The sequence below is a fragment of the Mycobacteroides chelonae CCUG 47445 genome (assembly GCF_001632805.1).
Lineage (GTDB): Bacteria > Actinomycetota > Actinomycetes > Mycobacteriales > Mycobacteriaceae > Mycobacterium > Mycobacterium chelonae.
This window is the reverse complement of the sequence record NZ_CP007220.1, coordinates 255,286-267,284: the sequence shown is the minus strand read 5'-3', so window position 1 is coordinate 267,284 and position 11,999 is coordinate 255,286. Positions and strand designations below refer to the sequence as shown.

15 protein-coding genes and 1 tRNA gene are annotated in these 11,999 nt (G+C 65.3%); 7 read left to right on the top strand and 9 right to left on the bottom strand.

Annotated elements, in window-relative coordinates; all coding sequences use genetic code 11:
• The first annotated feature begins 20 nt into the window (after positions 1-20).
• On the top strand, positions 21-1,475 hold the full coding sequence (locus BB28_RS24325; RefSeq protein WP_081252185.1) for an ABC transporter permease subunit: 1,455 nt from the start codon (positions 21-23) through the stop codon (positions 1,473-1,475).
• Here the strand turns inward: BB28_RS24325 and BB28_RS01315 are convergent.
• Positions 1,472-2,701: a cytochrome P450 gene (locus tag BB28_RS01315; protein ID WP_046252211.1), complete on the bottom strand. Its 1,230-nt coding sequence runs from the start codon at positions 2,699-2,701 to the stop codon at positions 1,472-1,474. The two genes, BB28_RS24325 and BB28_RS01315, sit on opposite strands and share 4 nt — an antisense overlap.
• 63 nt (positions 2,702-2,764) lie before the next feature.
• A complete protein-coding gene (gene tgt / locus BB28_RS01310; RefSeq protein WP_046252210.1) occupies positions 2,765-4,000 on the bottom strand; it encodes a tRNA guanosine(34) transglycosylase Tgt in 1,236 nt (411 codons plus the stop codon).
• A gap of 53 nt (positions 4,001-4,053) precedes the next feature.
• Here tgt and BB28_RS01305 point away from each other — a divergent pair, with 53 nt between their 5' ends.
• Positions 4,054-4,605 carry a DUF4334 domain-containing protein gene (locus BB28_RS01305; protein ID WP_046252209.1) on the top strand — a complete coding sequence of 184 codons (552 nt, stop codon included), beginning with the start codon at positions 4,054-4,056 and terminating at the stop codon, positions 4,603-4,605.
• 62 nt (positions 4,606-4,667) lie between these two features.
• Positions 4,668-5,120, top strand: coding sequence for an SRPBCC family protein (locus tag BB28_RS01300; protein ID WP_235604544.1), 453 nt, complete (start codon positions 4,668-4,670; stop codon positions 5,118-5,120).
• Here BB28_RS01300 and BB28_RS01295 read toward each other — a convergent pair.
• Positions 5,099-5,189 (bottom strand) — tRNA-Ser (locus BB28_RS01295). The two genes, BB28_RS01300 and BB28_RS01295, sit on opposite strands and share 22 nt — an antisense overlap.
• A gap of 358 nt (positions 5,190-5,547) precedes the next feature.
• Between BB28_RS01295 and BB28_RS01290 the strand changes: the two genes are divergently transcribed.
• Both BB28_RS01290 and BB28_RS01285 read left to right on the top strand, forming a co-directional pair.
• Positions 5,548-5,844: an Mtp family mycobacterial-type pilin gene (locus tag BB28_RS01290; protein ID WP_046252208.1), complete on the top strand. Its 297-nt coding sequence runs from the start codon at positions 5,548-5,550 to the stop codon at positions 5,842-5,844.
• Between the two features lie 192 nt (positions 5,845-6,036).
• Entirely contained in the window at positions 6,037-6,369 is a 333-nt protein-coding gene (locus BB28_RS01285; RefSeq protein WP_030096047.1) for an Mtp family mycobacterial-type pilin, read from the top strand.
• 61 nt (positions 6,370-6,430) lie between these two features.
• Here BB28_RS01285 and BB28_RS01280 read toward each other — a convergent pair whose 3' ends face one another.
• A complete protein-coding gene (locus BB28_RS01280; RefSeq protein WP_046252207.1) occupies positions 6,431-6,889 on the bottom strand; it encodes a nucleoside deaminase in 459 nt (152 codons plus the stop codon).
• A complete protein-coding gene (locus BB28_RS01275) occupies positions 6,886-7,416 on the bottom strand; it encodes a tRNA adenosine deaminase-associated protein (protein ID WP_046252206.1) in 531 nt (176 codons plus the stop codon). The genes BB28_RS01280 and BB28_RS01275 overlap by 4 nt, the downstream gene beginning before the upstream one ends.
• A 71-nt stretch (positions 7,417-7,487) precedes the next feature.
• Here BB28_RS01275 and BB28_RS01270 point away from each other — a divergent pair, with 71 nt between their 5' ends.
• Positions 7,488-8,447, top strand: a complete 960-nt coding sequence (locus tag BB28_RS01270; RefSeq protein WP_046255435.1) for a prephenate dehydrogenase — start codon at positions 7,488-7,490, stop codon at positions 8,445-8,447.
• Here BB28_RS01270 and BB28_RS01265 read toward each other — a convergent pair.
• Both BB28_RS01265 and BB28_RS01260 read right to left on the bottom strand, forming a co-directional pair.
• Positions 8,444-8,992, bottom strand: coding sequence for a putative glycolipid-binding domain-containing protein (locus BB28_RS01265; protein WP_030096051.1), 549 nt, complete (start codon positions 8,990-8,992; stop codon positions 8,444-8,446). The genes BB28_RS01270 and BB28_RS01265 overlap by 4 nt on opposite strands.
• Before the next feature lie 100 nt (positions 8,993-9,092).
• The gene (locus tag BB28_RS01260; RefSeq protein WP_046252205.1) at positions 9,093-9,902 is read right to left on the bottom strand and encodes a class I SAM-dependent methyltransferase; all 810 of its coding nucleotides are present in this window, start codon (positions 9,900-9,902) and stop codon (positions 9,093-9,095) included.
• Positions 9,903-9,995: 93 nt separating this feature from the next.
• On the opposite strand from BB28_RS01260, the gene BB28_RS01255 reads away from it, so the two are divergent.
• On the top strand, positions 9,996-10,658 hold the full coding sequence (locus tag BB28_RS01255) for a winged helix-turn-helix transcriptional regulator (protein ID WP_046252204.1): 663 nt from the start codon (positions 9,996-9,998) through the stop codon (positions 10,656-10,658).
• Here BB28_RS01255 and BB28_RS01250 read toward each other — a convergent pair.
• Complete coding sequence (locus BB28_RS01250; protein WP_046252203.1) at positions 10,590-11,348, bottom strand: ABC transporter permease; 759 nt, start codon at positions 11,346-11,348, stop codon at positions 10,590-10,592. The genes BB28_RS01255 and BB28_RS01250 overlap by 69 nt on opposite strands.
• On the bottom strand, positions 11,345-11,998 hold the full coding sequence (locus BB28_RS01245; RefSeq protein WP_046252202.1) for an ABC transporter permease: 654 nt from the start codon (positions 11,996-11,998) through the stop codon (positions 11,345-11,347). The genes BB28_RS01250 and BB28_RS01245 overlap by 4 nt, the downstream gene beginning before the upstream one ends.
• Position 11,999 lies beyond the last annotated feature (1 nt).

The window sequence follows — 11,999 nt, the reverse complement described above, 5'->3', positions numbered from 1 at the left end:
AACTGTGTTAGCCTCCCGCGGTGTTTCGTGCCCTCGCGCTCGCACTTCTAACACTGCTGGCAGTAGCCGGGTGCGGAGGCCAGGCACAGGAATCGCTGCGGGTCGGCACCGAGGGCGTCTACGCGCCATTCAGTTTCCACGATGAGCGCACCGGGGAGCTGACCGGATACGACGTGGATGTCGCTCGCGCCGTCGGCGAGAAACTTGGCCGACCCGTGGAGTTCGTCGAGATACCGTGGGACGCGATCTTCGCCGGGTTGGACGCCGAGCGGTTCGACGTGGTGGCCAATCAGGTGACCATCACCCCGGAACGTAAGGCCAAGTACGACCTGTCCACGCCGTATGCGGTGGGCGAAGGGGTGATCGTCACCCGGGCCAACGACAACACCATTCACAGCCTCGCCGATATCCGCGGCAAGGTGGCAGCCGAGAATGCCACGAGCAACTGGTCCCAGATCGCCCGCGACGCCGGCGCCCGGGTGGAGGCCGTCGAGGGCTTCACCCAATCCATCACGCTGTTGAGCCAGGGCCGGGTCGATGTCGTGGTCAACGACAGCATCGCGGTCTACGCCTACCTGGCCAGCACCGGTGACCCCGCGGTGAAGATCGCCGGGAGCACCGGTGAACGCAGCGAGCAGGGGTTCGCGGCCCGCAAGAACAGCGGTCTACTGCCCGAGCTGAACAAGGCGCTGGATCAATTGTCAGCCGACGGCACACTGACCCGCATCTCCGAGAAGTATCTCAAGGCCAACGTAAGCGGGACGGCCAGCGGCACGAAATCACAAGCAGCCCAGGGTGACCCTGGCGAAGGAAGATCCAACACCCAACTGGTCCTGCACAACCTGTGGCCGATGGCGCGGGCCATGCTCACGGTCACCCTTCCGCTGACCGCCATCAGCTTTACGATCGGGCTGGTCATCGCCCTCGGGGTGGCGCTGGCCCGCATGTCCGATCGCCGGGTGCTCTCCGGTCTTGCCCGCATCTACATCTCGATCATCCGGGGGACCCCGCTGCTGCTTCAGTTGTTTCTGATCTTCTTCGCGCTGCCCGAATTCGGGGTGAAGATCAGTCCGTTTCCCGCCGCGGTCATCGCTTTCAGCCTCAACGTGGGCGGCTACGCCGCCGAGATCATCCGGTCGTCCATCCTGAGCATCCCCCGCGGGCAATGGGAGGCTGCCTCAAGCCTGGGCATGAGTTACCGCACCACGTTATGGCGCATCGTCATTCCGCAGGCCAGTCGGGTCGCGGTGCCCCCGTTGTCCAACACGCTGATCTCTCTGGTGAAGGACACCTCGCTGGCATCGGCAATCCTGGTGACCGATGTGATGCGCACGGCGCAGGTTGCCGCAGCCCCCACCTTCCAGTTCTTCACGCTCTATCTGACCGCAGGCATCTATTACTGGGTGGTCTGCATGGTGATGTCCGTGGTGCAGGATCGCGTCGAGGAACGTCTAGCCAGGTCTGTTGCCCACTAGATGATGCGTACCGGAAGGTCGGCCAGCCCGCGGAGCGTGACGTTCGGCTTGTAGCTGGGCTCACCGGTCAACCGCACATCAGGGAACCGTGCGGTGATCGAGCTCAACGCCAGCTTGGCCTCCAACCGCGCCAGCGGAGCGCCCAGGCAGAAGTGCGGGCCGTGCCCGAAGGCCAGGTGTTTGATCTCGGCGCGATCCGGATCGAAGACGTCCAAATCCGGGCCGATCTCCGGATCACGTTGCGCGGCAGCAAGCATCAACAGCACCCACTCTCCGCTGGGGAAGGTGGAGCCACCAACAGTCATATCACCGTCCGCGACGCGGGCCACCATATGCACGGGCGGGTCATAGCGCAGCGTCTCCTCGATGACTGCCGCCGCGCGATCAGCGTTCTGCCCCAACAGTTTCCACTGCTCCGGGGTCTGCAGCATAGCGAGCGACGCGTTGGCGATCAGGTTGACGGTGGTCTCGTGTCCGGCGATGAGCAGCAGCGTGCAGGTGGAGATGATCTCTTCCTCGGTGAGCTGGTCACCGGCCTCCTCGACCTGGATCAGGGCCGACAACAGATCATCGCCGAGGTTGCGCCGGCGGGCCGCGATGAGATTGGCGAAGTAATCCCACATCCAATGGGCCGCCTGGAATCGTTCGTTCACGTTGGCGGGCGCCTGACCGGTCAATGCGAAAACCGGATCCAGCCCTTGACCCAGCAGCGCTGAGGCCCTGCCGAATTCGGGCTCGTCTTCGATCGGTACCCCCAGCATCCGGCAGATCACCGCGACAGGCAGCGGATAGGCGAAATCCGTGACGAGGTTGACGGTGCCGCGCCGCGCGATGTCGTCCAGAAGCTGATCGACGAGGCCCTGCACGTCTTCGGCCATCGCGTTGATCACCTTGGGTGCGAACGCTTTCGCAGCCAGCTTGCGCAGCCGGGTGTGATCGGGGGCGTCCAGCCCCAAGAATGAGGGCCTGGCGATCAGGTTGGGATTCTGTGCAAGCTGCCGCTGGACGATCTTCGACTTACGGCGATCCGAAGACGCCTGCGGGTGGCGCAGCACGGCGTTGCAGTCGGCGAAGGTCGCCAGCACGCTCACGTCCATGCCCGGCGGGTGCACCGGGCCGGCCTGCGTCTGCTCGACCAGCTGGCGGTACACCGGGTATGGATTGGCACGATTGGCCGGGTCGAGCACCTGAAGTAGCAGGGTGCCCGGGTCAGTCGTAGTAGGCATGTGTCCAGTGTGCGCCTGGATCTGGAGATGCGCCCGAACCGCAGGCGCTCCGGCCGTCGGGATTCAGCGGTAGTAGCGCCCCAGGGTCTCTTCGCGCAGCTCCTCGAAGCGACCGTCCACGATGCTGGCGCGAATGCGGTCTACCAGCCCGATGGTGAAACGTTCGTTGTGGATGGTGGCCAAGGTGGACGCCAGGATCTCCTTGGCCTTGAACAGGTGGTGCATGTAAGCCCGCGTGTAATGCGTGCAGGTGTAGCAGTCGCACTCGGCGTCGATCGGGGTGAAGTCCCGGCGGTACTTGGATCCGGTGATGTTCACCCGGCCGTCGCGGGTGTAGACGGCGGCATTACGCGCGACCCGGGACGGGGACACACAGTCGAAGGTGTCCGCACCGGCGGCCACGGCCGCGAACAGGTCATCAGGCTCGCTGATCCCGAGGAGGTGACGCGGTTTGTGTTCGGGCAGTTCGGATGTCACCCAGCCGACGATGGTGCCGAGGTTCTGCTTCTCCAGCGCGCCACCGATCCCGTAGCCATCGAAGCCTCTCCCCTGCGCGCTGGCAAGGGATTCCAAGCCACGCGCAGCTTGACGCCGCAGATCCTCGTACTGTGCGCCCTGCACCACGCCGAACAACGCCTGGTAGGGCTTGTCGGCGCGCTCGCGGGTCAGCTTCTCGTGCTCGTCCAGGCACCGCTGCGCCCACTCGTGGGTGCGCTGCACCGAATCCTCTTGGTATTCACGAGTGTTGATCAGCGTGGTGAGCTCGTCGAAGGCGAAGATGATGTCGGCGCCCAGCTGATGCTGGATCTGCATGGACACCTCAGGAGTGAACCGGTGCGTGGATCCGTCCAGGTGTGAGGTGAAGGTGACACCGTCGTCGTCGACGTGAGCAAGCTTGTCCTTTTTCTTGCCGCCGCCGAGGGAACCCATGACGTCGTCGGAACGGGCCCGGTCGAGGTCCATCGCCATGACCTTGCGTGCCCCCGAACCGAGTGAGAGCACCTGAAACCCGCCGCTGTCGGTGAACGTGGGGCCGGGCCAGTTCATGAAGGCACCCAGCCCTCCGGCCTCGTCCACGATGTCGGGGCCTGGCTGCAAGTACAGGTGGTAGGCGTTGGCGAGCACCGCCTGAGCACCGAGAGCAGCCATGGTTTCGGGCAAGACAGCCTTGACGGTGGCCTTGGTCCCGACGGCGATGAACGCCGGGGTTTGGATGTCGCCGTGCGGGGTGTGGATTACCCCGGCCCGGCCCGCGGTTCCGGGCAAGGTGGCGTCGATGGAGAAATACGGGTCAGTCATTTGGGAGATATTTTGCCTGGGCGCGTCGCGGCCCCGAGTCGTAGGCTCGGGTCATGACATCGACGTCGGATCTTCTCGCGCTGGAACATGGCACCACCACGCCGGAGGCACTGGCCTTTTTCGACAATCTGGAGCCGGTACGAGCAGAGGAGCTGGTCGGTCAGCGATGGCATGGCGGTGAGGTGCCCACCGGGCATTCGATGGACGGCATCCTGACGGTGTCCGGCTGGTACGGCAAGCAGTTCGACGATGTGGATCACGTGCATCCGCTGCTGTTCAGCGATGGTGGCGGCGATATTTTCGCGGTCGATCCGATGCTGGCGCCGATGGGGCTCGCGGGCCGGATCAGCGGGCTGACCGAATCCCCCATGGTGAAGCGGACGTCGCCGACCGCGTTGTCGGCGCTCAAGCCGCTGATCCGGACCAACAAGCACCGCGCCCGGCTGCGCAATATCGAGTTCCGTGGCGCCGTCAGCGCGGCCATGGTCTACGACCACAAGGCGATCATCGATCATTTCCGCAAGGTGGATGACGACACACTGCTGGGCATCATGGACCTGCGGGACATGGACCAGCCGTACTTCTTTACGTTGCGCCGAGACTGAACGCGGTTGCCCACCATCGCCGCCGTCTAAGCTGCGCGGGTGAGGGCGCCAAAATGATCTTGTTGGAGCGGTCTTTCGCCTACGTGCCGCTTCAGGTGTGGCGTGTGATGGTCGATCCCGATCTGTGGTCCCTTCAGACCACCGGGTTCCGGCCCGAAGTCGGTTGCCGGTACCGCATCACCCACCCAGCCATCCTGGGCACGCGGCTGCTCGGCACCGGGGACTGCACGGTCGTCGCCGCGGATCCCGGCGAACTGCTGTCGGTGGACTTCGTCGGCACGGTGCGCGAGGGCGATCCGGCCCGCTGGACCATCAGTCACCGTCTCACCGCCGCCGAGCACGGGACCACCCTCACGACATACCTCAAGGGGGTCGATATCAACGATCACTCCGAGAAGGTGCTGATGCGCATCGTGGCCGACAGTACGGCGCGATCCGCGCACCTGCTCGAAGAGTGGCTTGCGGATCGCTACCGGATACCCGGCGAAGAATATGGCGGTGGCGGAGGGATTTGAACCCTCGGACGGGGGTTACCCGTCACACGCTTTCGAGGCGTGCTCCTTAGGCCGCTCGGACACGCCACCGCCGAAGAGACTACAGGCCCCCGGGCCCGATCCCCCAATCGGTTGACTCGACTACTGACGATGGAAAGCCCATCGCCACGGGTGAGCGTGCTTTATCGCGCCATCACCCGACAGTGTTAGCAATGTGCTGTCCATATGCGTGAAGTCGCATGGCTGGCAGGAAACTCCCAGCGTGCTGTACGAATTCGGCGGCGCGGCTCCAAGGAAAGTGGTTTTCCATCAAGCATGTGCAGGTTCCTTGTTGGCATCTCGCGGCATCCGCCTCGTCGGGGCGGGCGGGCGCCGTCGGGCGGTCGACACCACATCGGGGATCGGCACATCTGAGATCAACACCATCAAGTGTGGAAGGCCCTGACCAATGAAGATTCTTGTAGGAATCGCGGCATCCGCCGCCATTGCCGCGAGCGCGCTCGGCTTGGCGGCAACAGCCAATGCAGCACCGGCAGTCCCCGCCCCCAACTACCACTGGTGCCCGGGCGAGTTCTGGAATCCCATCTGGGGATTCAACTGGGAATTCGGCGAATGCCACGACGACTGGCACCGCGACCGCGACGGCGACTGGCACGACCGTGATTGGCACGGAGACCGTGGCGATTGGCATGACCACGACCGCGGCGACTGGGGACGTGGCCACGACCGCGACTGGAGGCCGTAACCCCCCTTTTCGCTGATAAACAACCCCGCCCGCCGGATCAATTCTGGCGGTCGGTGTTGTTTGCCATGAAATGACTGGGCCAGGAACGCACACGACTGTCTGGCAACCAAATATATTGATTGACAGCAGTTTTACAGCGCACTGTACGCAGTGTGGCCAGATATTGCCAGCCTTGCATGCTTTGCTTTCTTTATGAAAATTCTCGTTGGAATTGCCGCTTCCGCTGCCATAGCCGCCGGCGGGCTCGGCCTCGCCGCCACCGCCAATGCCGCTCCGGCTCCAGAGCTTCCGGCGCCCACCTACCACTGGTGCCCCGGCGAGTTCTGGAACCCGATCTGGGGCTTCAACATGAACTGGGGCGAGTGCCACGCCGACGGCATCCTGGACCGCGACCGTCCCGGCGACTGGCGCGGCGACGACGGTCGCTGGCGCAACAACGGCCCCGGCCCAGGTGACAACCGCGGACCTGACCGTGGACCCGATCGCGGCCCGGACCGCGGACCCGGCAACGACTGGCACCGGTAAGCCTCCCGAATCGGCCCGTCCGGCGCGCGACCCCGACCACTCACAGCGCCGGGCGGGCCACTTACCTTTTAGCCGCGAAGAAGTTCTCGAGCAGGGCCGCGCATTCCTCGGCAAGCACGCCGCCGCGCACCTCGGGACGATGGGCCTGGCGCCGGTCACGCACCACATCCCACAGCGATCCCACGGCCCCGGTTTTGGGCTCCCACGCCCCGAACACCACCCGGCCGACGCGCGCCAGCACCAAGGCCCCCGCGCACATGGTGCACGGTTCAACGGTCACCGCCAGCGTCGAGCCCTCCAGCCGCCAGCCGTCGCCATGTTTCGCGGCGGCCTCACGCAGGGCGAGAACCTCCGCATGCGCCGTCGGATCACCCAGGCGTTCACGAGCATTGGCGGCGCGCGCCAATTCGGTACCGTCCGCGGCGTAGATCACCGCACCGATCGGCACATCATCAGCACCGGCCTGTCCGGCGGCCACCAATGCGGCGCGAATCAGCGCCTCGTCATCGGGAAACGTCACCGATCCAGCTTGTCGAGCACCGCACCGAACTCATCGGCAAAGCCCATACGTGCGGCGATCATGCCGAGCTGCTCATCGGGGTAAAGATCGGTCTCGCTGAGAATCACACTGAGCACCGGCTCGGGCAGCCCGATATCGGAGAGCAGGCCCAAATCGCCTTCCTCCCACGGATCGACTTCGTCCAGCTCATCGGAATCGAGCTCCGGGACAGGAATATTCAGCCTGTCGAGCACCTCGACGGCAATGTCATAGTCAACCGCCGCCGTGGCGTCCGAAATCAGCAGGTGCGTTCCCGAAGGCGCCGGGCGGATGATGATGAAGAATTCCTCGTCAACATCCAGCAGGCCGAACACTGCACCAGCGCTGCGCAATTCACGTAACTCGGTTTCCGCCGCCGCCAAATCGGTAAGCGCCCCAGCCTTCAACGATGTCACCCGCCAGCGGCCCTCTTCACGAACGACGGCCACGCCGAAGCCCTCCAGGCTTTCGGCGCTGGGCCCTGCGGCCTTGGCACGTTGTGCGTCCATGGGCAATACGGTAATGCCCCAACCTGTGTTGTGACCACAAACAACTTGGTCACGTATGCCAACCTGGTGTGGTGAACGCCGCCGAACACGACCACCAACACCCCCCGATCTGCGTACTTGGCCTCGGGCTCATCGGCGGATCCCTGGTCCGCGCGGCCACCGCCGCGGGGCGCCACGTATGGGGGTACAACCGCTCCGCCGAGGGCACCGAGGCCGCGCGGGCGGCCGGTTTCGATGCCACCACCGACCTGGGCCTGGCGCTGCGGCGCGCGCGCAACGCCCAGGCACTCATCGTGCTCGCGGTGCCGGTTCCGGCCCTGTCTGCGCTGCTGAGCCGCATCGCAGAGCTGGCCCCGGAATGTCCGCTCACTGATGTCACCAGCGTGAAATCGGCTGTACTGCAACAGGTATCCGAGCACGGTTTGGCACAGCGATTCGTCGGTGGCCATCCCATGGCAGGCACAACAGAGTCGGGCTGGGGCGCCGGAGACGCCAAACTTTTCCGCGACGCGACATGGGTCGTCAGCGTTGACGACGACGTCGATCCGCAGGTGTTCGCACAGGTGACTCGGCTGGCCCTGGACTGCGGGTCGGTGGTGGTTCCGGCCCGCTCGGATGAGCACGATGCGGCCGCCGCGGCCATCTCACACCTGCCACACCTGCTCGCCGAAGCCCTGGCCGTCACCGCCGACGGGGTGCCGCTGGCCTACTCACTGGCCGCCGGATCCTTCCGGGACGGCACGCGGGTCGCCGCCACCGACCCGTCACTGGTACGCGCCATGTGTGAATCGAATCCGCACGGCGTGCTGCCGGCCCTGGAGGAGGCCATGGCGCTGCTGGCGGCGACGTGGAACACCCTAAACGCGGAGAATTCGGTCGAGCTGCTGGTGGAGGCGGGCTACGCCGCGCGGCAACGCTACGAGGCGCACACGCGGTTCGACATCAGCGGCGTCAGCCGAGCGGACGCCGACTGGCGTGAGCGGCTCGCCGAGGCCGGACGGCAGGGTGGAGTGCTGCGGCTCGTCCCTTAAATCCGGACAGCAAGCCCCGGGTACTCCAGCAGGAATCCCTCGTCATCGACGGTGACAGTGGTGTCTGCGACCGGCGAGACCACCTTGATGCCCTTACCGTCGTTGCGGTAGCTGATGGTGGCGGGGCTGACGACCAAATCCGGCAGGGTCACGTAGACAACCGGCAGCACAGTGCTGCCTTCTTGCTGGTAAAGGCCCGTGCGACGGATCGGAAGCGCGTTGAAGAAGGGGCTGAACACCACGTCGACGTCCAATGCGCCGTCAAAGGCCGAGCGTGTCGCGCCCTCGTGGTTCTGCACGGTCCACATGCCCTCTTCGTCCCGGGCGATCGACAGCTGCCGCTCCCGCTCGGCCACGGTGGTCGACAGGGACAACCGATTGGTGGATCCCGTCTCGTCGGTCACCAGGTCGTACGAGGCACTGAACGCGGGGTGCGCCTCGGATGCACCGGCCACAAAACGACCGTGTGCGCGGATGCGCCGACCCGATAGTTGAACCCGGGTGGATTCCATGCGCGACGCGTCGTGGGCACGCCAGGTCAGCACGGCGGGCCCAGTCGCCGGGTCCATCGGGCTGGGGTTACTCACCCGTCTACCGTAGGCGACCGCGCAAATTGATCCCTCGTGAGCCCTTGGCGCCTCCGAATCACTTCCTCGTGTGCGCGACGTACAGCAGGTACTCCCAGTCCATCGACAGTCGACCGTCGCCACGATCGTGCCGTCGCGCCAGTTCGACAAGCGCATCGTCAAGCTCGGCGGTCTTATCCGCGTCACCGGCGATACCGGCGTAGACGGTGATCGTCGGCCCGTAACAGGCCTTGAAGAAGTCGCGGAACTCCTCGGCGGTGGCGAATCGGTCCACCACCAACGTCCGTGGCTCCACGGTGACCTCGGTGACTCTGTCCGCCAGCAGTGCGCGCACATGAGCCGGGTCTCCCCACAAGGGCGGCGGTTGCGCACCGGGCGCCGCAGGAGCGGCGAACGGTTTCATGGTCGCGAACATCTGGCCGACGAACCCCTGCGGTGTCCAGTTGATCAGACCGATGGTTCCGCCCGGCCGGCAGACGCGGATCAGTTCATCGGCGCTGTCCTGATGCCGCGGAGCGAACATCACCCCGACGCAGGACATCACGACGTCGAACTCATCGTCGCCAAACGGGAGCGCCTGCGCGTCCGCGACCTGCCAATCGATTTCGGCACCCGCGCTGGCCGCCACGGCCCGCCCCACCTCCAGCAGCTCGGGCGTCAGGTCGGAGGCCACCACCTTCGCACCCGCACCAGCGGCGGGAACTGCCGCATTCCCGGATCCGGCCGCGACATCCAACACCCGAACGCCGGGGACGACGCCGGACTCCTCGACGAGGACCGGGCCCAGCGGTGCGATCACCTCAGAGGCCACCGCCGCGTAGTTACCCAAGGCCCACAGCGAAACTCTTTGGGCTGTTTCTGTGTTCATACATATAGACGCTAGGCAGATCGCCGCACCTGGGCTAGTACAAGATCTGTACTGGGGCTGTTCACCGTGACGTCGGCGGCCTACCGTTCATCCATGGGTGCGTCGTATTACCAATTCTGCCCCGTCGCCAAGGCTATGGAGCTGCTCGACGAGCGCTGGACTCTGCTGATCGTGCGTGAATTACTCCTCGGCAGTGAGCATTTCAACGATATTCGGCGCGGAGTGCCCCGCATGTCCCCGACCCTGCTGTCCAAGAGGCTGGACCGGCTGGTGCGCGCCGGGATCGCCGAACGTCACGACAACCGCTACGTACCCACGGACGCTGGCCGTGAGCTGCGCCCCATCGTCGAGATGTTGAGCCAGTGGGGGATCCGGTGGATCGGTGAGATCGGGGACGAGGATCTGGACCCCAAGCTGCTGCTCTGGGATATGCGCCGTCACGTCATCGGCAGCGCGGTCCCCGAGGGCCGCACCGTGCTGCACTTCCGCTTCGGCGACGTCACCGCCGACAAGCGGCACTGGTGGCTCATCATCACGCCCGAGGCTGCCGACCTTTGCGATGCCGACCCGGGCTTCGACGCGAACATCGGCGTGACGGCTCAGCTCCGCAGCCTGACTCGAGTGTGGCGCGGAGACTCCGCGTGGTCGGATGCGTTGCGCTCCGGTGAGGTGGCCTTCAGCGGGCCGTCACGGTTGTGTCGCGGCCTGCCGACGTGGTTCGACCCGCCCCTCTACGCCGCTGTCCCCCGCCCCTGAGTCACCACCGAGATCGCGCGGCGCCCAGCGCAGCCGCCCCGTACCGGGAGCGGACAGCCACACCGCCAAGGCAAGGAACGCATCCAGCAGCAGCGCCAGCGCGGTCACCAAAAGGGCGCCGACCAATGCCAAGTGGAACTGCCGCACCTTGATGCCGTCGATGAGGTACCGGCCCAGCCCGCCGAGGCTGGCATAGGCCGCGACGGTTGCCGTCGCGACGATCTGCAGGGTCGCCGTCCGCAAGCCCGACAGAATGAGCGGTAGCGCATTGGGTAGCTCGACACCGAAGAGCACCTGACGTTCCGTCATCCCCATGGCCCGCGCGGCCTGCACCACCGTGCGGTCCACGTTCGCGATGCCGGAATAGGTTCCTGCCAGCAGCGGCGGCACCCCGAGCAGGAGCAGCGCGACGGTGGGCGGCACCAAACCCAGGCCCCACAGCAACACACCCAGCAGCAGCACGCCCAGTGTCGGCAGCGCGCGCAGCGCATTCACCGCGCTGACCACCAGAAAGGTGCCGCGGCCCGTGTGCCCGATGATCAGACCTATCGGCACCGCGATGATGACCGCGGCCAGCACCGCGATCACGGTGTACTGCAGGTGCTCACCGATCCGCACGCCCAGCCCACTGTGGCCCGTCCAATGGGATGCGGTGAATATGTAGCCGAGCGCATCGGAGAGAAAGTTCATCGTGCACCCACGACTTTCGCCGCTCTGGTCCACGGCGTGGCAGCGCGGCCGAGAACAACCAGGAGTGAATCCACGATGACCGCCAGCAGGAAGATCGCAACGATTCCGGCGATGATCTGGCTGCTCTTGTTGGCCTGGTAGCCCTCGGTGAACCAGGTGCCCAGGCCGCCGATGCCGATTACCGACCCTACCGAGACCATCGAAATATTGGTGACAGCAACAACTCTCAGGCCTGCAACAAGAACCGGAATCGACAGCGGGAGTTCGACGCGGACGAGGCGTGCCAGCGGGCGGTACCCCACCGCGGTGGCCGCGTCACGTACCTGGGGAGCAATAGCGTCGAGCGCTTCGGGCACGGCCCGAATGAGCAGCGCCGTGGTGTACAGGGTCAGCGCCACCATCACGTTGGCCTCGTCGAGGATCCGGGTGGGAATGATGAGCGGCAACGCCACGAACAGCGCCAGTGAGGGAATGGTGAACACAATGCTGGCGATCACCGTGGTAACCCGCCGCACCGCCCGGTGCCGGTGAATCAGTGCGCCGCACGGAATCGCGATGGCCAATCCGATGAGAATGGGGACCAATGACAGCCGCATATGAATCAGTGACAGCTGCCAGGCATCGCCGAGATGAGTAAAGAGATAACGCATC